This is a genomic window from Pseudomonas sp. OST1909, assembly GCF_015277575.1.
GTDB lineage: Bacteria > Pseudomonadota > Gammaproteobacteria > Pseudomonadales > Pseudomonadaceae > Aquipseudomonas > Aquipseudomonas synxantha_A.
Map to the genome: position 1 here is coordinate 4,817,727 of NZ_CP063780.1, position 19,029 is coordinate 4,836,755.

Consider the following 19,029-nt stretch of genomic DNA (forward strand, 5'->3'; position numbering starts at 1 on the left):
AGCCCCCTCCCACACTGGATACTCGGCGCATTCAGAACTGCTGATATTAATCAGCGAGCAGTGATTTTCCAGGCCCGGTGGATCTTCGCATTGCGCGCAAAATCCGGGTCGATGGTCTTGTCGCTGATCTCCTCGACCGCATAGCGTTCGCTGAGGTTGTCTTCCAACTGGAACTTGCGGAAGTTGTTGGAGAAGTACAGCACGCCACCCGGCGCCAGGCGCGCCATGGCCAGGTCGAGCAACTGCACGTGGTCACGCTGCACGTCGAAGATACCTTCCATGCGCTTGGAGTTGGAGAAGGTCGGCGGATCGATGAAAATCATATCGAACTCATCACGACTGGCCTCCAGCCACGCCATGACATCACCCTGCTCCAGGCGGTTCTTGTCGGAGAAACCATTGAGGGAGAAGTTGCGACGCGCCCAGTCCAGATAGGTTTTGGACAGGTCGACGCTGGTGGTGCTGCGCGCTCCACCCTTGGCAGCATGGACGCTGGCGGTGGCGGTGTAGCAATACAGGTTGAGGAAGCGCTTGCCGGCCGCTTCTTTCTGGATGCGCATACGCATCGGGCGGTGGTCGAGGAACAGGCCGGTATCCAGGTAGTCGGTGAGGTTGACCAGCAGCTTCACGCCACCTTCGCTGACCTCGGTGAACTTGCCTTGGGCGCTCTGGCGTTCGTATTGCTTGGTGCCGCTCTGACGCTCGCGACGCTTGACCACCACACGGCTCTTGTCGACGTTCAGGGCCTGGGGAATCGCTGCCAGGGCGTCGAACATGCGCGCCGAGGCTTTTTCCGGGTCAATGGATTTTGGTGCGGCGTATTCCTGTACGTGAACCCAATCGTGGTACAGGTCGATGGCCATGGAGTACTCGGGCATGTCGGCGTCATACACACGGTAGCAATCCACGCCTTCACGCTTGGCCCATTTGCCCAGCAGCTTGAGGTTCTTTTGCAGGCGGTTGGCAAACATCTGCCCGCCTTCGCTCAAGCGCGCCTGTTCGACCACCGGGGCCGGGGCTGGCTTGATCGGGTTGCCGTTCTTGTTGTACTGGCGCTCAACGGGCTCGGTCGGCGCCTGGTCGTAAGCCGCTTGCTCACGCTCAGCCTGGCGCTGCTCCGGCGTGCGACGTTCGCCGGTGACGAACTGATCCGGGTTGACCTTGATCAGCAGCAATTTGCACGGCAACGCGCCGTTCCAGAACGAATACTGTTTGTGGCTGCGGATGCCCATGCGCTTGCCCAGGTCCGGCGCGCCGGTGAACACCGCCGCTTCCCAGCCCATGCAGGCCTGGCGCAGGCGCTCGCCGAGGTTCTGGTAGAGGTACAACAGGCTGGCTTCATCACCCAGGCGCTCGCCGTAGGGTGGGTTGCAGATCACCAGGCCTTTCTGGTTCTGGTCCGGGCGCGGCTCGAACGTGCCCACTTCGCCCTGGTACACCTTGATCCAGTGGCTCAGGCCGGCGCGTTCGATGTTATTGCGGGCGGGTTGAATCAGGCGCGGGTCGGCTTCGTAACCGCGGACCCACAACGGTGGCTTGTTCATACCAATGGCCGCACGCTCGCTGGCCTCGGTGTGCAGCTTTTTCCACAGCGCCGGGACGTGGCCCAGCCACGTGGTGAAACCCCACAGCTCGCGGTTGAGGTTGGGGGCCATGTCGGCGGCGATCATCGCGCCTTCAACCAGAAAGGTGCCGACGCCGCACATCGGGTCGGTCAGCGCACCGCCTTCGGCTGCAATGCGTGGCCAGCCGGCGCGAATCAGGATCGCCGCTGCCAGGTTTTCCTTCAGCGGTGCCGCGCCCTGCTGCAGGCGGTAGCCACGCTGGTGCAGGCTGTGGCCGGAAAGGTCCAGGGACAGGATCGCTTCGCCACGGTCCAGGCGCAGGTGAATGCGCAAGTCCGGGTTGATCTTGTCGATGGATGGACGCTCGCCGGTTGGGGTGCGCAGCTTGTCGACGATCGCATCCTTGACCTTCAGCGCGCCGAAGTGGGTGTTGTCGATGCCCGAGCCGTGACCGCTGAACTCGACCGCCAGGGTGCCGTCGGGAACCATGTGGTCGGCCCATTCGATATCCAGCACGCCGTGGTAGAGGTCTTCGGCGTCCTTCATCGGGAAGCGCTTGAGTACCAGCAGCACACGGTTGGCCAAGCGTGACCACAGGCACAGGCGGTAGGCGGTTTCCATGTCGGCCATGCCGCGAACGGCCGAGGTGTGCTCGCGGGCGTCCTCAAGGCCAAGCCCGACGGCTTCCTCGATCAGCAGGCCTTCGAGGCCCTTGGGGCAAGTGAGGAAGAGTTCAAAACGGTCCGACATGGGGCATTCCAGGCTTTTCAGCAATAAATGAACGGGCGACGCATCGCCGGCTCGGTTTTCAATCAAGCACTTTTCTTGAAGAGTGCTCGCGTGGCACGAATGTGCCGTCCCACCCCGCTTTCCGGGCCGTTGAGCCTTGTTTGACGGGGCAGAGAAACAATGTGAAGCAACAAAAGGAAATATTCAGACCCTTCGTCGAATAATAACCGACTGCAACAGGCGGGCATTCTCACTAAAGGATTAACCCGCTTCGCTGTGCAGGGCACATCATAGCTGGCTTTGCTGCATAAAAGGGGCGAAAAACCATCCCAGCTTATGGCTATAGCATCGTTATCGTTACGTGCTTATGACAAAACGATCATTGAATACATGTGACCTATTGGTTAGAACTCAACACAGGTTGGCGCCGTAACGACGCCGACACATCGGCTCGCCACGCCGGCAGCGAGCCCACCAACGGCAGAAAAACTCTGCCCGGCCTTGGACAAGGCCGAAGGATATCTAGACAGTCAACAAGTGAGGGAAACACCCTATGAGAAGACTTAAGCGTGATCCGTTGGAAAGAGCATTTTTACGCGGATATCAATATGGCGTTCATGGAAAATCCCGTGAGCTTTGCCCATTTACTCTACCGTCGGTACGCCAAGCCTGGATCAACGGCTGGCGAGAAGGACGCGGCGACAACTGGGACGGTATGACTGGCACTGCGGGCATCCACAGACTCAACGAACTTCACGCCGTCGGCTAATCAGGGGCATTTTATTCCGACACACATCTTTGAATGAGTAACGACTTAACCACGCGCGCCCCATCCGGGCGGCGGGCTTCGGCCCAGGGGCTCCTTTATGGAGCCCTTTTTATTGCCTGGCAGATTGTCAGCGCAGGGCAGCGATGGCATCCACCGACTCGCGAATCAACGCCGGCCCCTTATAGATAAAGCCGGAGTACAACTGCACCAGGCTGGCGCCAGCCGCGATCTTCTCGGCCGCGTGCTTGCCTTCGGTAATACCGCCCACCGCGATGATCGGCAAACGCCCGGCCAACTCGGCCGCCAGCACCTTGACGATATGGGTGCTCTTGTCCCGTACCGGCGCGCCCGACAGGCCGCCCGCCTCGTCGCCATGGGCCAGCCCCTCGACGCCCACGCGGCTGAGGGTGGTGTTGGTCGCAATCACTGCGTCCATGCCCGCATCCACCAGGGCCTGGGCCACCAGTACAGTTTCTTCATCGCTCATGTCCGGGGCGATCTTGATTGCCAGGGGTACGCGCTTGCCATGACGCACGGCCAAGTCTTCCTGACGCTGGCGCAAGGCTTCGAGCAGTTGTTTGAGGGAGTCACCGAACTGCAGGCTACGCAGGCCCGGGGTATTGGGCGAGCTGACGTTGACGGTGACGTAGCTGGCGTGGGCGTAAACCTTGTCCAGGCAGATCAGGTAATCGTCCACTGCACGCTCTACCGGCGTGTCAAAGTTCTTGCCGATATTGATCCCGAGGATGCCTGTGTATTTTGCCGCTTGAACCCGCGATAACAGGTGATCGACGCCGAGGTTGTTGAAACCCATGCGATTGATGATCGCCTCTGCGTCCGGCAGGCGGAAAATGCGTGGCTTGGGATTTCCCGGCTGTGGCCGTGGCGTCACGGTGCCGATTTCAACGAAGCCGAACCCCAACTGTGCAAACCCGTCGATGGCCGCGCCGTTTTTGTCCAGGCCGGCTGCCAGGCCGACCGGATTGGGAAAATCCAGGCCCATCACCGACACCGGCACTTTCGCCGCAGCCTTGCATACCAGGCCATTGAGCCCCAGGCGGCCACCGGCACCGATCAAGTCCAGGGACAGATCGTGGGAGGTTTCCGGGGAGAGTTTGAACAACAGCTGGCGGGCCAAGGTATACATGGGCGGGCTAGACTCGGATGGCGGCAAAAGGTGCCGCGATTATAGCCGGGGTGGCGCGCCTCATGCGAGGCGTGCTGCGCTCATCGGCGCTGAGCAATCAACGCCTGATAACGCACCCAGATCCTTTCGGCGTAGCGCTGGCGCAACGCCTCACGCTGCGAGCCAGGGCCCGGCCCAACATTGTAGGAACCCACCGCCATCCAGTTGTAGCCGAAACGCTGAATAAACTCGGCCAGAATCGAGGCACCGACTTGCACCGACAAACAAGGTTCGCTCAACAACCGCTCCTCGGTAATGCCCTGTTTGAGCAAACGCGGCAGGTGGATGCTGTTGATCTGCATCAAGCCGATATCACGCGTGCCATTGCGGTTGGCGTAGTTGATCGCCTGCGCGCGCGAACCCGATTCGACATCAGCGATAGCCTGCAACAGTTCCGGTTCGAGATCGTACCGGCTGGCCGCCTCGTCCCAGCAATAGGCCAGTGCCTGGTGACTGCCCATCAGCCCACCGAGCAGCAGTACCACGCTCCAAACCTTAAGCATTGCTGGCCTGGCCACACACAGAGCACACATGCACGACACCCCGTGGTGCTTCCCCTACCCGCACCGGGCACGTAAAGCGATACCCCTTGCCATAAATCGTCTTGATAAACCCTTTGTCGGCGCTCAAATGTTTGCGCAGGGAATAGATACAGCGCGTGAGTGACTCATCGGCCACCTCTCCTCGGGGCCAGGCCAGCTCCAGCAGGCGATCCTTGGTCATCAGCGTGCCACCGGAGGCCAGCAACAGTCGCAGCACATGCCACTCCTTGGGCGGCAACTGAATATCCGCATCGCCGTCCGTCAACCGGCCATCGCCATGCAAGGTCCAGCGAGCGAAGACCAGGGAGGCCGTCGATTCATCAATCACGACGGCCATACGTACCTCTGCTTTGGACTACTGACATTCACATCCTTAGTTTCCGTACCGGCACACCTGCCAATGTCACGACTATAAAAAACCGGCTTACGGCTCGCGCTAGGACAAAGCCCATTCGGACGCCCTTTTTTGGAAACTTTCGGTCAGACAATTCTCCTGACGCATTTATTGGGGTAGCCATTCCTGATACGTCTCCTGCAACTCAACCCCCAGCCGATCCTCCAGCTGCACCAGCTCACCCAACGCCATCAGTTGCCCATTGACCCGTACCTCCACACATCGAGTCGCCCCTGGATCCAGAGGCAGCACCTTCCCCGGTGCGAACGCAGCCAAACGCTTGCGGCTGATCAATTGCTCCTGCAGCAGTATTTCCAGGTGCATGGACAAACGCCTTTTTCATGGGGAAAACTCACGATCCGTGCGCAGGAACGCACGCTGCACACGCTCATGTTGTGCTGTGCTCAATTGCGCAGGCGCGAGAGGTGGCGGTAATGGCTCAGGGCCTGACGAAACCTCATCCTGGACCGTGGCTCTATCCAGCTGCGCCACCAGCTTTTCGATAAGAGTCACCTGAGCAGGCTGGCCCTTGATCAACAAACTGTTGGTATCCGAATAGGCCACCAACACCAGGCTACCGTCTGCCAATTGGCCTTTCTGCTCAGGGGATAGCCGGGCTTCGATCATGGAAGCCATACCCGGTACGCGGACCTTATTGGCACCCGCTCCTTGCTCGCGGTCCTGAACAGCTGCATTGATCACCTGGACAACGCCGAATGCCGTTGCGCCTTCGGGCTGCTTGCGGCGTGGCTGGTCCATCAGGCTGGCCAGCCGCAAGACATGATCGACATAGCTCGGTGGCCCGTAAACGTAGAACGTACGTGCCCCGCTTTCACGCAATGGGTAGCGCGGCTCATCCAGCCCCGCACGCCGCATGATGCCGCGCAGCCGATTGACCGAGATATGCCGCAGCACTACCGCAGAACTACGCACCTCATCGGCGGTGTAGAGATGCACCACTTGCCCGCTGCGGTGCCAGATCAGGTCTTGCTGCTCAGCGAGGGTTTCCAGAACCCGTTGCGGCGCTGCAAAGTCGAAGGTTCCGCTGATGCGCCTGCGCGCCACCGCACGGCTGGTGACCACAGGCAGGCCCAATGGCCCCGAGAGCGCGGTAAAGAAAGTATCCAGAGCTTCATCCTGCGCCTGGTACGCCTGGCCCCAGGCTACGGGGCTGCCCAGCAACAGGGCGGCACACAGTAACCCGCAGTGCAGCCAGCGGCAGTTCATGGGGTTCGGGGAATCAGTGTGCACCGTGGGTATTCCTGGGCGATCTGGCCTGAAGAAGCGGCCATACTGCGAGGCGCAAGAGGTTCAATCATGATGGAAAGTTGACGGCAGACTGCACCACGCCCCCGTGGCATGTGCCTTGCTTTGCACTTTGTATCTGGCCCGCACCAAAGGCGGCGCGGGCCTACGGACAAAGGCGTCGTTACCCCGCAATGGCCTGTCACGCCAAGCCGGGAAACGACGCTTTTTTTTCAGAAAAGGCAGGTATTGATGAACGATCCGCTGGCATGGGTAAACGGCAGCGATGCCCCGGAAAAGAGCAGCCTTGACCTGGGGTTCATGGCCCTGACCGATTGCGCTTCGCTGGTGGTCGCGGCCACCCAGGGCTTCGCCCAGCCCTACGGCCTCACACTGAACCTCAAGCGCCAATCATCCTGGGCCAACCTGCGGGACAAGCTGGTCAGTGGCGAGCTGGACGCCGCCCACGGGCTGTACGGGCTAATCTATGCCGTGCATCTTGGCATCGGCGGCGTTGCGCCTACCGACATGGCCGTACTGATGGGCCTCAACCAGAACGGCCAGAGCATCAACCTGTCCCACGGCCTGCAACACCAGGGAGTGGTCACTCCTGAGGCGCTGGAACGCCACGTGCACCAAAGCCGGACAAAACTGACCTTCGCCCAGACATTTCCCACGGGCACCCATGCCATGTGGTTGTATTACTGGCTGGCGAGCCAAGGTATTCATCCATTGCAGGATGTGAACAGCGTGGTGGTACCGCCGCCGCAAATGGTGGCGCACCTGCAGGCCGGACGCATCGACGGTTTTTGTGTCGGCGAGCCTTGGAGTGCCAGTGCAGTGCAACATCATCAAGGCTTTACCTTGGCGACCACCCAGGCGATCTGGCCCAATCATCCGGAAAAGGTCCTGGGCTGCACCCAGGCGTTCGTCGACGCATACCCCAATACCGCCCGTATACTGGTCATGGCGATTCTCGAAGCCAGCCGGTTTATCGAACAGAGCACTGAAAACCGCCGTTCCACCGCGCAGTTGCTCAGCGCTCGCGACTACCTCGACGCCCCGTTGGACTGCATCGAGCCGCGCCTGCTGGGTCATTACGACGACGGCTTGGGTAACCAGTGGCAGGATCCTCATGCATTGCGCTTTTTCGCCGGTGGCGAGGTGAATTTGCCCTACCTCAGCGACGGCATGTGGTTCATGACCCAGTTCCGGCGTTGGGGTTTGTTGCGTGAAGACCCTGACTACCTCGGCGTCGCCTGCCAGGTCCAGCAATTGGCGCTGTATCGCCAGGCCGCCGATGCGCTGGGCCTCAGCGTTGGCGACGCGCCGATGCGCAGCAGCCAATTGATCGACGGCAAAATCTGGGACGGCTCCGACCCCGCCGGTTACGCCCGCAGCTTCCGCCTCAATGCCCTGGGCGATGACAACCACCGTCAAGCGCTGCGCTGACAGGAGCTCAATGATGCTACGAATCCTGTTGATCAATGACACCCCGCGCAAGGTCGGGCGCCTCAAGGCCGCGCTGACCGAAGCCGGTTTCGAGGTGATCGATGAATCCGGCCTGACCATCGACCTGCCCGCACGCGTCGAAACAGTGCGCCCGGACGTGATCCTGATCGATACCGAGTCACCCGGCCGCGATGTGATGGAGCAAGTGGTGCTGGTCAGCCGCGACCAGCCCCGGCCTATCGTGATGTTTACCGATGAGCATGACCCGAATGTGATGCGCCAGGCAATCAAGTCCGGCGTCAGTGCCTATATCGTCGAAGGCATTCAGGCCCAACGCCTGCAACCGATCCTCGATGTGGCCATGGCCCGCTTCGAGAGTGACCAGGCCCTGCGCGCGCAGTTGCAGGCCCGCGACCTGCAATTGGCCGAACGTAAACGCATCGAGTTGGCCAAGGGCCTGCTGATGAAAATGAAGAGCTGTAATGAAGAAGAGGCGTACACCCTGATGCGCCGTCAGGCCATGAGTCGCCAGCAGAAACTGATCCAGGTGGCAGAGCAGATTATTGCCATGAGCGAGTTGCTCGGCTGATCTGGCTCAGCTCTTGCTAAAGAATCCTCACAGGTAACCAACGGCGGTTGCCCCTCCACGACAAAGACGTCGCCCACCCGGTTTGCCCTCGCGAACCCGGTGGCGGCGTTTTTTCGTTTCAGACCCCCAACCGTTGAGGTGCGTGATGAAATCAAGCTTCTGGAAATCCGGGCACACCCCGACCCTGTTTGCCGCGTTCCTGTATTTCGACCTGAGCTTCATGGTCTGGTACCTGTTGGGCCCGCTGGCGGTGCAAATTGCCGCCGACCTGCACCTGACCACCCAGCAGCGCGGCCTGGTGGTGGCCACGCCGATCCTGGCGGGCGCGGTGCTGCGTTTTCTGATGGGCATGTTCGCCGACAAGCTGTCACCCAAGACTGCCGGGCTGATAGGCCAAGTGATTGTGATCGTGGCGCTGTTCTGCGCCTGGAAGCTGGGGATCCACAGTTACGAGCAAGCCTTGCTGCTGGGCGTGTTTCTGGGCATGGCCGGTGCTTCCTTTGCCGTGGCCCTGCCCCTGGCATCGCAGTGGTATCCCGCAGAGCACCAGGGCAAGGCCATGGGCATCGCCGGTGCCGGTAATTCCGGCACCGTGTTTGCCGCCTTGCTGGCACCGGTGCTGGCGGCTGCGTTCGGCTGGAGCAATGTGTTCGGCTTTGCGCTGATTCCGCTGGTCCTTACCCTGATCGTATTCGCCTGGCTCGCACGCAACGCGCCACAACGTCCGAAAGCCAAGTCCATGGCCGACTACTTCAAGGCCCTGGGCGACCGCGACAGCTGGTGGTTCATGTTCTTCTACAGCGTGACCTTTGGTGGCTTCATCGGCCTGGCCAGCGCCCTGCCCGGCTACTTCAACGACCAATACGGCCTGAGCCCGGTGACCGCCGGTTACTACACCGCGGCCTGCGTGTTCGGTGGCAGCCTGATGCGCCCGCTGGGCGGCGCCCTGGCCGACCGTTTTGGCGGGATCAAGACCCTGCTCGGCATGTACAGCGTGGCGGTGATCTGTATTGCCGCAGTGGGTTTCAACCTGCCCAGCTCCTACGCGGCGCTGGCGCTTTTCGTCTGCACAATGCTCGGCCTGGGTGCCGGAAATGGCGCGGTATTCCAGTTGGTGCCGCAGCGTTTTCGCAGTGAGATCGGCGTGATGACCGGCTTGATCGGCATGGCCGGTGGCATCGGCGGCTTCGCACTCGCCGCCGGCATGGGCGCGATCAAACAGAGCACCGGCAGTTACCAGTTGGCGTTGTGGTTATTCGCCAGCCTCGGGGTGCTGGCCTGGTTTGGCCTGCATGGCGTCAAGCGCCGCTGGAGAACCACCTGGGGCTCGGCTGCGGTCACCGCTGCCCGCGTCTGATGAGCCTTCAACTGAGCGTCGCCCAGGCCAGCGCCATTGGCCCACGCAGTGAAAACCAGGATGCGCTGCGGGTGGTCACACCGATGGCGGAACTGGCGGCGAGCAAAGGCTACCTGTGCGCATTGGCCGATGGCGTCAGCCAATGCGCCGACGGTGGCCTGGCCGCGCGCTCGACCTTGCAGGCGCTGGCGCTGGACTACTACGCCACGCCGCAGACCTGGGGCGTGGCCCAGGCGCTCGAACGTCTGTTGGTCGCGCAAAATCGCTGGCTGCAAGCCAACGGTGGTGGGCAACCGTTGCTCACCACCCTCAGTGCCCTGGTGTTTCGCGGCCAACGCTTCACGCTGGCCCATGTCGGTGATTGCCGTGCGTATCGCTGGTTCGACGGCGAGTTGCAACGCCTCAGCGAAGACCATGTGTGGGAACAGCCGGGTATGCAGCACGTACTCAAACGCGCCCTCGGCCTGGATCAGCACCTGGTGCTGGACTTCCTCGACGGCCAATTGCGCGAGGGCGAGTGTTTCCTTTTGCTCAGCGACGGGGTGTGGGCGACGTTGAGCGATCACAGCATCGGCGCGATTCTGCGTGAGCAAGACGACCTCGACCTGGCCGTCAACACCCTGGTCAGCGCCGCGCACCTGGCAGGCAGCCAAGACAACGCCAGCGCCTTGCTGGTGCGCATCGACCAACTCGGCGCCGCCACCCTCGGCGACGCCTTGGTGCAGTTGCAGCAATGGCCACTGCCGCCGCCGCTGAAGGCTGGGCAGACCTTTGAAGGCTGGGAGGTGCAAAGCGTGCTCGCGCAGAGTCGGCAGTCGTTGCTGTATCGCGTGCACGATGCGCAGCGGCAATCCTGGCTGCTCAAGACCTTGCCCTTGCGCCAAGACGATGACACTGACGCCGCCCAAGCCTTGTTATCGGAGGAATGGTTTCTGCGCCGCGTAGCTGGCCGTGCCTTTCCGGAGGTGCATACCGCCAGTGGTCGTCAGCATTTGTACTACGTGATGCGCGAATACCCCGGGCAGACCCTCGCCCAGCTGTTTCAACAACAAGGCCCGCTGCCGCTGGCGCAATGGCAGTCGATCGCCGAACGCTTGCTGCGCGCCGTGGGCCTGCTGCATCGTCGACAGATTCTGCACCGCGACATCAAACCGGAAAACCTGCTGCTGGGTGATGACGGGGAACTGCGGGTGCTGGACTTTGGCCTGGCCTACTGCCCTGGCCTTTCTGAAGACCGTGCCCACTTACTGCCCGGCACCCCGAGTTTTATCGCACCCGAAGCTTTCGGTGGCGAGCATCCTACTGCGCAACAGGATTTGTATAGTGTCGGTGTGACCTTGTATTACCTGCTGACCGGGCATTACCCCTACGGCGAAATCGAAGCCTTCCAACGCCCGCGTTTCAACCAGCCTGTCAGCGCCAGCCGCTATCGCCCTGATCTGCCGGATTGGTTGCCCCACAGCCTGGAGCGCGCCGTGGCCGCCCTGCCCGCACACCGCTATGAAACTGCCGAAGAATGGCTGCTGGTGCTGGAACAGGCCGACCGCCGCGAACTGAGCGTGCGGCCACGGCCGCTGCTGGAGCGCGAGCCGCTGAAGGTCTGGCAAACCCTGGCAGCGGCCTCGCTGTTGATCAATCTGGTGCTGCTGTACTGGCTGCTGCACCACTAACGAGCAAAATCCACCTCTCTCCTGTTTAAACGCCCAATAAAACTGGGGGTATGCAACTTGGCACAGCTGCTGCATTAGGTCTTGCCAACAACCCACATATAGCCGCCCCTTCAACGTCGAAGGGTCGAGCTTCCCGAGAGAACGGGACCAGGACAAAGGCGTCCTCGCTAGCTGACTAGCGGGGACGCCTTTTTTTGTTTGCGCATGATTTGTCGAGCCATTGCGGAGAACGACATGAAAAAACTCAAACTGGTGATGATCGGCAACGGCATGGCCGGGGTTCGCACCCTTGAAGAATTGCTCAAGCTGAGCAGCGAGCTGTACGACATCACCGTATTCGGCGCCGAGCCCCACACCAACTACAACCGCATCCTGCTGTCGCCGGTGCTGGCCGGTGAGCAAACCTTCGAAGAGATCGTGCTCAACGATCTCGACTGGTACCTGGATAACAACGTCAAGCTGCTGCTCAACCGCAAGGTGGTGCAGATCGACCGGGTCAAGCGCAAAGTCATTGCCGAAGACGGCACCGAGGCCGAGTACGATCGCCTGCTGATCGCCACCGGCTCTACACCCTTTATTCTGCCGATTCCCGGCAACACCTTGCAGGGCGTGATTGGCTACCGTGACATTGCCGACACCCAAGCGATGATCGACACCGCCAAGACCCACAAGCACGCGGTGGTGATCGGTGGCGGCCTGCTCGGCCTGGAAGCGGCCAACGGCCTGATACTGCGCGGTATGCACGTCACGGTGGTGCATATCGGCGAATGGCTGCTGGAACGGCAACTGGACAAGACCAGCGGCCAGTTGCTGCAAACCGAACTGGAAAGCCGTGGCCTGGTGTTTCGCCTGTGCGAGCAAACCCAGGCCTTGCATGATGCCGGTAATGGTCGCGTCGGCTCGGTGCAATTCAAAAATGGCGACATCATCCCGGCCGACCTGGTGGTGATGGCCGCCGGTATCCGCCCCAACACCGAACTGGCGGAGAAGTCCGGCATCCCCTGCAACCGTGGGATCCTGGTCAACGACACGATGCAAACCTACGACCCGCGCATCTACGCGATCGGCGAATGCGCCAGCCATCGCGGGATCGCCTATGGCCTGGTGGCGCCGCTGTTCGAACAGGCCAAGGTCTGCGCCAACCACTTGGCCCAACTGGGCTTTGCCACTTACAAAGGCTCGGTGACCTCGACCAAGCTGAAGGTGACCGGCATCGACCTCTTTTCTGCCGGCGACTTCATGGGCGGTGAAGGCACCGAGACCATCACCCTCTCCGACCCGATCGGCGGCGTATACAAGAAGCTGGTAATCAAGGACGACATCCTGGTCGGTGCGTGCCTGTACGGCGATACCGCGGATGGTGGTTGGTACTTCCGCCAGATCCGTGAGAACCATGCAATTGGCGAGATCCGCGATCACCTGATGTTCGGTGAGAACGCCTTGGGCGATGTGGGCCATCAAGGCCAGGACAAAGCCATGAGCATGGCCGACAGCGCCGAAGTCTGCGGCTGCAACGGCGTGTGCAAAGGCACCATCGTCAAGGCAATCCAGGAACAAGGGCTGTTCAGCGTCGATGAGGTGAAAAAACACACCAAGGCCGCCAGCTCCTGCGGTTCCTGTGCCGGGCTGGTTGAGCAGATCCTGATCAACACCGTGGGCGGCGCGGCTGACGTCAAACCCAAAAGCGAAAAGGCCATCTGTGGGTGCAGCGACCTTAATCACGGGCAGATCCGTCAGGCTATCCGCGAGCAGCACTTGCTGACTATCGACAGCACCATGCGCTACCTGAACTGGCGTACCCCCAATGGCTGTGCAACATGTCGCCCCGCTCTCAACTACTACCTGATTTCAACCTGGCCGGGCGAGGCCAAGGACGACCCGCAATCACGACTGATCAACGAACGGGCCCACGCCAATATTCAGAAAGACGGCACCTACTCTGTAGTCCCACGGATGTGGGGCGGCGTGACCAATCCTTCGGAGCTGCGCCGCATCGCCGATGTGGCCGACAAATACAACGTGCCGATGGTCAAGGTCACCGGCGGCCAGCGCATCGACTTGCTCGGCATCAAGAAGCAGGACTTGCCAGGGGTGTGGAAGGACCTGGACATGCCGTCCGGCCATGCCTACGGCAAATCCATCCGCACCGTGAAAACCTGCGTGGGCAGCGAGTTCTGCCGTTTCGGCACGCAGAATTCCACCCAATTGGGCATTGAACTTGAGCATGACCTGTTCAATATGTGGTCACCGCACAAGGTCAAGCTGGCGGTGTCCGGTTGCCCACGCAACTGTTCGGAAGCGGGCATCAAGGACGTGGGAATTATCGGTGTCGACTCCGGTTGGGAGATGTATATCGGCGGCAACGGCGGCATCAAGACCGAAGTCGCGGAGTTTTTCGTCAAGCTCAAGACCGCCGATGAAGTGCGCGAATACAACGGCGCATTTCTGCAGCTGTACCGCGAAGAAGCGTTCTACCTGGAACGCACGGTGCACTACCTGCAACGAGTGGGCATGGAACACATCAAGAAGGCCGTACTCGAAGACCCGGCCCGCCGCCAGGCGCTCAATGAGCGTTTGCAGTTCTCGCTGTCATTCGAACAGGACCCGTGGAAGGAACGCCTGGAACAGCCGCTGCTGAAAAAGGAGTTCGACGTTATCCCGGTCAAACAACTGGAGGTGTCGCTATGAACTGGCTGGATATCTGCGCCCTTGATGAAATCAATACCCTGGGCTCGCGCATCATCAGTGGGCCCAAAGGCGACATCGCGATTTTTCGTACCAGTGACGACGAAGTCTTCGCCCTTGACGACCGTTGCCCGCACAAGGGCGGCCCGCTCTCCCAAGGCTTAATCTATGGCAAGCGCGTCGCCTGCCCGCTGCACAACTGGCAGATTGACCTGGCGTCCGGCGAAGCCCAGGCGCCGGATATCGGCTGCGCCCACCATCATCAGGCCCGGGTAGAAAACGGCCGGGTGATGCTGGCCCTGCGGGACGCGGGTTGATGAACCGCCAGACCACCGCGTCCACCTGCTGTTATTGCGGCGTGGGCTGCGGCGTGCTGATCGAGCATGACGGCGAGCAGATCCTGGGGGTGCAAGGCGATCCTAGCCATCCGGCCAACTTCGGCAAATTGTGCAGCAAAGGCGCCAGCCTGCACCTGACCGGCGACGTGAGCGCACGCGCCCTGTATCCGGAGTTACGCCTGGGCAAAGGTTTGGCCCGTACCCGTACCGACTGGGACACCGCCCTGGATCACGCCGCCAACGTGTTCGCCGAGACCATCGCCGAGCACGGCCCGGACAGCGTGGCGTTCTATATTTCGGGGCAACTGTTGACCGAGGATTACTACAGCTTCAACAAGCTGGCCCGGGCGTTGGTGGGCACCAACAATATCGACAGCAATTCTCGGTTGTGCATGTCATCGGCGGTGGTCGGCTACAAGCGCAGCCTGGGCGCCGATGCGCCGCCGTGCAGTTATGAAGACCTGGAAAACAGCGACTGCGTGATGATCGTCGGCAGCAATATGGCCTACGCCCACCCGGTATTGTTCCGACGCCTGGAGCAGGCCAAAGCGCAGCGCCCGCAGATGAAAGTACTGGTGATTGATCCGCGGCGTACAGACACCTGCGATTTGGCTGACCTGCACCTGGCAATCTTGCCGGGGACGGACGTGGCGTTGTTTCACGGGATTTTGCATTTGCTGCTGTGGGAAGACTGGGTTGATCGTGCATTCATCCAGGCCCACACCGATGGCCTGGCCGAGCTCAAGCGCCTGGTGCATGACTACACGCCGCAGATGGTCACGCAGTTGTGCGGGATCAGCGTCGAACAACTGCGCCTATGTGCGCAGTGGGTCGGCACCTCCAGCAGCTTTTTGTCGCTGTGGTGCATGGGCCTCAACCAATCCACTGCCGGCAGCGCAAAAAACAGCGCGTTGATCAACCTGCACTTGGCCACGGGCACCATTGGCAGGCCGGGGTGCGGGCCGTTTTCCCTGACCGGTCAACCGAATGCCATGGGCGGTCGCGAAACCGGCAGCCTGTCCAACCTGCTGCCGGGCCACCGCGAGGCGTCCAACCCGGAACATCGCGCTGAAGTGGCCGCCTACTGGGGCGTGGAGCAACTTCCTGCGCCCACCGGCCTTAGCGCGATCGAACTGTTTGAACAGATGCAGGCCGGCAAGATCAAGGCCCTGTGGATCGCCTGCACCAACCCTGCACAATCCTTGCCCGACCAGAACGCCGTGCGTGCGGCCTTGGCGGCGTGCCCTTTCGTAGTGTTGCAGGAGGCTTTTCGCACCACCGAAACCGCCATTTATGCCGACCTGCTGTTGCCTGCCGCCAGTTGGGGCGAGAAAGACGGCACGGTCACCAACTCCGAGCGGCGTATTTCCCACGTACGCCGCGCCATCAACCCACCGGGAGAGGCGCGGGCGGACTGGGCAATTACCGTAGATTTCGCACAGCGCCTGGAGCGTTACCTGCGACCAGGGTTGCCCAGCCTGTTCGCCTTTACACAGCCGGCGCAGCTGTTTGACGAGTTCAAGGGGCTCACTCAAGGGCGTGACCTCGACTTGTCCGGTATCAGCCATGGCCTGCTCGACCAACTCGGCCCGCAGCAATGGCCGTTTCCCACAGGCGCACAGACAGGCACAGCGCGCCTGTATAGCGATGGCATCTTCCCCACCGACAATGGCCGGGCGCGGTTTGTGGCCGACCCTTACCGCGCGGCCAAGGAACAACGGGACGCGCGCTTCCCCCTGACCTTGATCACCGGCCGCCTGCGTGACCAGTGGCACGGTATGAGCCGCACCGGCACGGCCGCACAGTTGTTCGGGCATGTCAGTGAAGCGCTGTTGAGCCTGCACCCGGACGAGCTTCGCCGCCACCGCTTCCAGGAAGGTGACCTGGTCAGCCTGAAAAGCCGTCGCGGCAGCGTGATCGTTGCCGTCAGCAGCGATGACAGCGTACGCCCCGGCCAGGCATTTCTGCCGATGCATTGGGGCGACCGCTTCCTCAAGGGCGGCGTCAATGTGATCACCCAACCGGCGTTTGACCCACTGTCCAAACAGCCTGAACTCAAGCACAGCGGGGTACGCCTGGAAGCCGTGCAACTGCCGTGGCAGCTGTTCGCGTTGATCGAGGGCAATGTGCAGCAGCATTTCGAAGCGCTGCGCCCGCTATGTGAGGAATTCGCCTACGTCAGCCTGAGCCTGGCCGGCCGTGAACGCCCTGCGTTGCTGGTACGGGCAGCCCATACCGAGGCGCCGGACCTGCATTTGTTGACTCGGATTGACCACTTGCTGGGCCTGAACGACGGTCCGGTCATGGCCTACGACGACCCGCGCCGCTCAATCGGCAAGCGCGTGAAAATCGAAAAAGGCCGTATCACCGCCCTGCGCCTGGCCGGCGAAACCCTGGCCCGCCACTGGTTGCAAAGCCTGTGGCTGGAAGGCCGCGCCGACGAGCAACTGCGACGCTGGCTGTTGGCACCTTTAAGCGCGCCACCCGGTGCCGCAACGGCCAGCAACAAGATTGTGTGCAACTGCAAGAACGTCAGCGAAAACGCCGTGTGTGCGGGCGTTGGTCGTGGCCTGGACCTGGATGGACTTAAACGGGAACTGGGTTGCGGCACCCAATGCGGCTCCTGCGTGCCGGAAATCAAACGTCTTTTGGCCAGCAAACCGCAGCCAATCGCCATCAGTGTGTAAGGGGAACAACATGAGCGCAAAAGTGTGGCTGGTAGGCGCGGGGCCCGGTGATCCGGAGTTGCTGACCCTCAAGGCAGTCAGAGCCCTGCATGAAGCGGACGTGGTGCTGATTGATGACCTGGTCAACCCGGCCGTGCTCGAACACTGCGGCGATGCACGCGTGATTACCGTCGGTAAACGCGGTGGCTGCCGCTCCACCCCTCAGGATTTTATCCATCGCCTGATGCTGCGTTATGCCCGCCAGGGCAAATGCGTGGTGCGGCTCAAGGGCGGCGACCCGTGCATTTTTGGTCGCGGTGGCGAAGAGGCGCTGTGGCTGCGCGAACGTGGCATTGAGGTGGAGTTGGTCAACGGCATCACGTCGGGGTTAGCCGGGGCGACGAGCTGCGATATTCCCCTGACGTTACGCGGTGTGAGCCGTGGGGTGACGCTGGTCACTGCTCATACTCAGGACGACAGCCCGTTGAACTGGCGCGCACTGGCGGAAAGTGGAACCACACTGGTGGTGTACATGGGCGTGGCGAAGCTGGAGGAGATTCGTCAGCAGTTGCTCGAAGGTGGGATGACCCCGGACATGCCCGTGGCGATGATCGAAAATGCTTCGCTGCCCCAGCAGCGCGAATGCCGCAGCGATCTGGAGCGGATGCATGAGGATGCGCAAGCGTTCGCCCTGAAGAGCCCGGCTATCCTGGTGATTGGTAGCGTTGCTGATGCTGCGCAGGCGGCTTGCCTGGCGACGGCGGCCAGTGCCTGAGGCAAATTCCAGGCGAAAAAAACCCGGCCTAAGCCGGGTTTTTTTGTAAAGCCAGGCTAATTACTTAGCGGTGGCTTCAACAGCTGCTTCTACGCGACGGTTAACAGCGCGGCCAGCTTCAGTTGCGTTGTCAGCAACTGGGCGGGACTCACCGTAACCAACGGAAGTGATGCGGCTAGGAGCTACGCCATCTTTAACCAGGACTTGCTTAACAGCGTCAGCACGACGCTGGGACAGCTTCTGGTTGTAAGCGTCTGGACCGACGGAGTCAGTGTGACCAGCAACTTCTACGTTGGTGTCTGGGTACTGAGCCATGAAGTCGGCCAGGTTTTTCACGTCGCCGTAGCTGTTAGGCTTAACAACCGACTTGTCGAAGTCGAACTTAACGTCCAGCTCAACACGAACAACCTGAGCAACCGGAGCTTCTGGCTCTGGAACTGGCTCTGGAGCTGGTGCTGGGGTAGGAGCTGGAGCAGCTGCGCCAGCGTTACCGCCGAAGTTCACGCCCAGGCCAACCAGTGCGGAGTAGTCCCACTTGCCGTTGTCCAGACCGTAGTCAGCTTCAACACCAGCACGTGCGTACAGGTTGTTGGTGAAGTAGTACTTCACGCCGGTACCGATGGTGGCGAAAGTGGTCTGGTCGCGACCGCTGTGGCCATCAGCCTTGACGTTGGTACGGCTCTGGTGGCCGAAACCGCCTTCAACGTATGGACGCAGGCTATCAACGCCAGCCTGACCGAAGTGGTACTGAGCAACGAGGCTGCCAGTGTCACCTTTGATCTTCTGGTTGCCAGTGCCGTCGTTCGAACGGGTGTGGTTGGTCTTGTCGTACGACAGATTCAACGACAGATCGTCGGTCAGGAAGTAACCAATGCGAGCGCCTGGGTTGAAGCCGTCTTCGATGTGCTTAACGCTATCGTTGTACTGCTTCTTGTAGAACAGCTCGCCTTCAACTGCGCCTTGGCCTTGTGCCAGAACGCCGAAAGAAGTAGCGGCAATAAGAGAACCAATGGCCAAGCCCAAGGTGTTTTTCAGTTTCATCCGTTAAATCCCCATCTGGTGATTGT

Annotated in this window: 16 protein-coding genes; 9 read left to right on the top strand and 7 right to left on the bottom strand. The window is 61.0% G+C overall.

Annotation, left to right across the window (positions count from 1 at the left end; translation table 11 throughout):
- Positions 1–50: 50 nt before the first annotated feature.
- Positions 51–2,315, bottom strand: coding sequence for a bifunctional 23S rRNA (guanine(2069)-N(7))-methyltransferase RlmK/23S rRNA (guanine(2445)-N(2))-methyltransferase RlmL (gene rlmKL, locus IH404_RS20870; protein WP_005790343.1), 2,265 nt, complete (start codon positions 2,313–2,315; stop codon positions 51–53).
- Positions 2,316–2,847: 532 nt separating this feature from the next.
- Here rlmKL and IH404_RS20875 point away from each other — a divergent pair.
- Entirely contained in the window at positions 2,848–3,063 is a 216-nt protein-coding gene (locus IH404_RS20875; RefSeq protein ID WP_002553055.1) for a ribosome modulation factor, read from the top strand.
- 127 nt (positions 3,064–3,190) lie between these two features.
- Here the strand turns inward: IH404_RS20875 and IH404_RS20880 are convergent, their stop codons facing one another.
- The 5 genes from IH404_RS20880 to IH404_RS20900 all read right to left on the bottom strand — a co-directional run bounded on the left by IH404_RS20880 (position 3,191) and on the right by IH404_RS20900 (position 6,436).
- Positions 3,191–4,210 carry a quinone-dependent dihydroorotate dehydrogenase gene (locus IH404_RS20880; RefSeq protein ID WP_005790346.1) on the bottom strand — a complete coding sequence of 340 codons (1,020 nt, stop codon included), beginning with the start codon at positions 4,208–4,210 and terminating at the stop codon, positions 3,191–3,193.
- A gap of 80 nt (positions 4,211–4,290) precedes the next feature.
- Complete coding sequence (locus IH404_RS20885; protein WP_005790348.1) at positions 4,291–4,752, bottom strand: transglycosylase SLT domain-containing protein; 462 nt, start codon at positions 4,750–4,752, stop codon at positions 4,291–4,293.
- Positions 4,745–5,128, bottom strand: a complete 384-nt coding sequence (locus IH404_RS20890; RefSeq protein ID WP_005790350.1) for a winged helix-turn-helix domain-containing protein — start codon at positions 5,126–5,128, stop codon at positions 4,745–4,747. The genes IH404_RS20885 and IH404_RS20890 overlap by 8 nt, the downstream gene beginning before the upstream one ends.
- Before the next feature lie 165 nt (positions 5,129–5,293).
- The gene (locus IH404_RS20895; protein WP_005790352.1) at positions 5,294–5,509 is read right to left on the bottom strand and encodes a FliM/FliN family flagellar motor switch protein; all 216 of its coding nucleotides are present in this window, start codon (positions 5,507–5,509) and stop codon (positions 5,294–5,296) included.
- Between the two features lie 15 nt (positions 5,510–5,524).
- Positions 5,525–6,436 (bottom strand): secretin N-terminal domain-containing protein, encoded by a 912-nt coding sequence (locus tag IH404_RS20900; protein ID WP_347340289.1) that lies wholly within the window; start codon positions 6,434–6,436, stop codon positions 5,525–5,527.
- Between the two features lie 246 nt (positions 6,437–6,682).
- Between IH404_RS20900 and IH404_RS20905 the strand changes: the two genes are divergently transcribed.
- The 8 genes from IH404_RS20905 to cobA all read left to right on the top strand — a co-directional run bounded on the left by IH404_RS20905 (position 6,683) and on the right by cobA (position 17,962).
- A complete protein-coding gene (locus IH404_RS20905) occupies positions 6,683–7,882 on the top strand; it encodes a CmpA/NrtA family ABC transporter substrate-binding protein (protein ID WP_194438926.1) in 1,200 nt (399 codons plus the stop codon).
- 13 nt (positions 7,883–7,895) lie between these two features.
- Positions 7,896–8,471, top strand: a complete 576-nt coding sequence (locus IH404_RS20910) for an ANTAR domain-containing protein (RefSeq protein WP_005790358.1) — start codon at positions 7,896–7,898, stop codon at positions 8,469–8,471.
- A gap of 145 nt (positions 8,472–8,616) precedes the next feature.
- Positions 8,617–9,828, top strand: a complete 1,212-nt coding sequence (locus IH404_RS20915) for a nitrate/nitrite transporter (RefSeq protein ID WP_194438928.1) — start codon at positions 8,617–8,619, stop codon at positions 9,826–9,828.
- On the top strand, positions 9,828–11,498 hold the full coding sequence (locus IH404_RS20920; protein ID WP_194438930.1) for a bifunctional protein-serine/threonine kinase/phosphatase: 1,671 nt from the start codon (positions 9,828–9,830) through the stop codon (positions 11,496–11,498). The genes IH404_RS20915 and IH404_RS20920 overlap by 1 nt, the downstream gene beginning before the upstream one ends.
- Before the next feature lie 234 nt (positions 11,499–11,732).
- On the top strand, positions 11,733–14,186 hold the full coding sequence (gene nirB / locus IH404_RS20925) for a nitrite reductase large subunit NirB (protein ID WP_005790363.1): 2,454 nt from the start codon (positions 11,733–11,735) through the stop codon (positions 14,184–14,186).
- Entirely contained in the window at positions 14,183–14,500 is a 318-nt protein-coding gene (gene nirD / locus IH404_RS20930; protein ID WP_005790365.1) for a nitrite reductase small subunit NirD, read from the top strand. The genes nirB and nirD overlap by 4 nt, the downstream gene beginning before the upstream one ends.
- Positions 14,500–17,208 carry a nitrate reductase gene (locus IH404_RS20935; protein WP_194438932.1) on the top strand — a complete coding sequence of 903 codons (2,709 nt, stop codon included), beginning with the start codon at positions 14,500–14,502 and terminating at the stop codon, positions 17,206–17,208. The genes nirD and IH404_RS20935 overlap by 1 nt, the downstream gene beginning before the upstream one ends.
- Before the next feature lie 10 nt (positions 17,209–17,218).
- Positions 17,219–17,962 carry a uroporphyrinogen-III C-methyltransferase gene (gene cobA, locus IH404_RS20940; RefSeq protein ID WP_005790369.1) on the top strand — a complete coding sequence of 248 codons (744 nt, stop codon included), beginning with the start codon at positions 17,219–17,221 and terminating at the stop codon, positions 17,960–17,962.
- Between the two features lie 60 nt (positions 17,963–18,022).
- Here the strand turns inward: cobA and IH404_RS20945 are convergent, their stop codons facing one another.
- Positions 18,023–19,003 (bottom strand): OmpA family protein, encoded by a 981-nt coding sequence (locus IH404_RS20945; RefSeq protein ID WP_005790371.1) that lies wholly within the window; start codon positions 19,001–19,003, stop codon positions 18,023–18,025.
- Between the last annotated feature and the right edge of the window lie 26 nt (positions 19,004–19,029).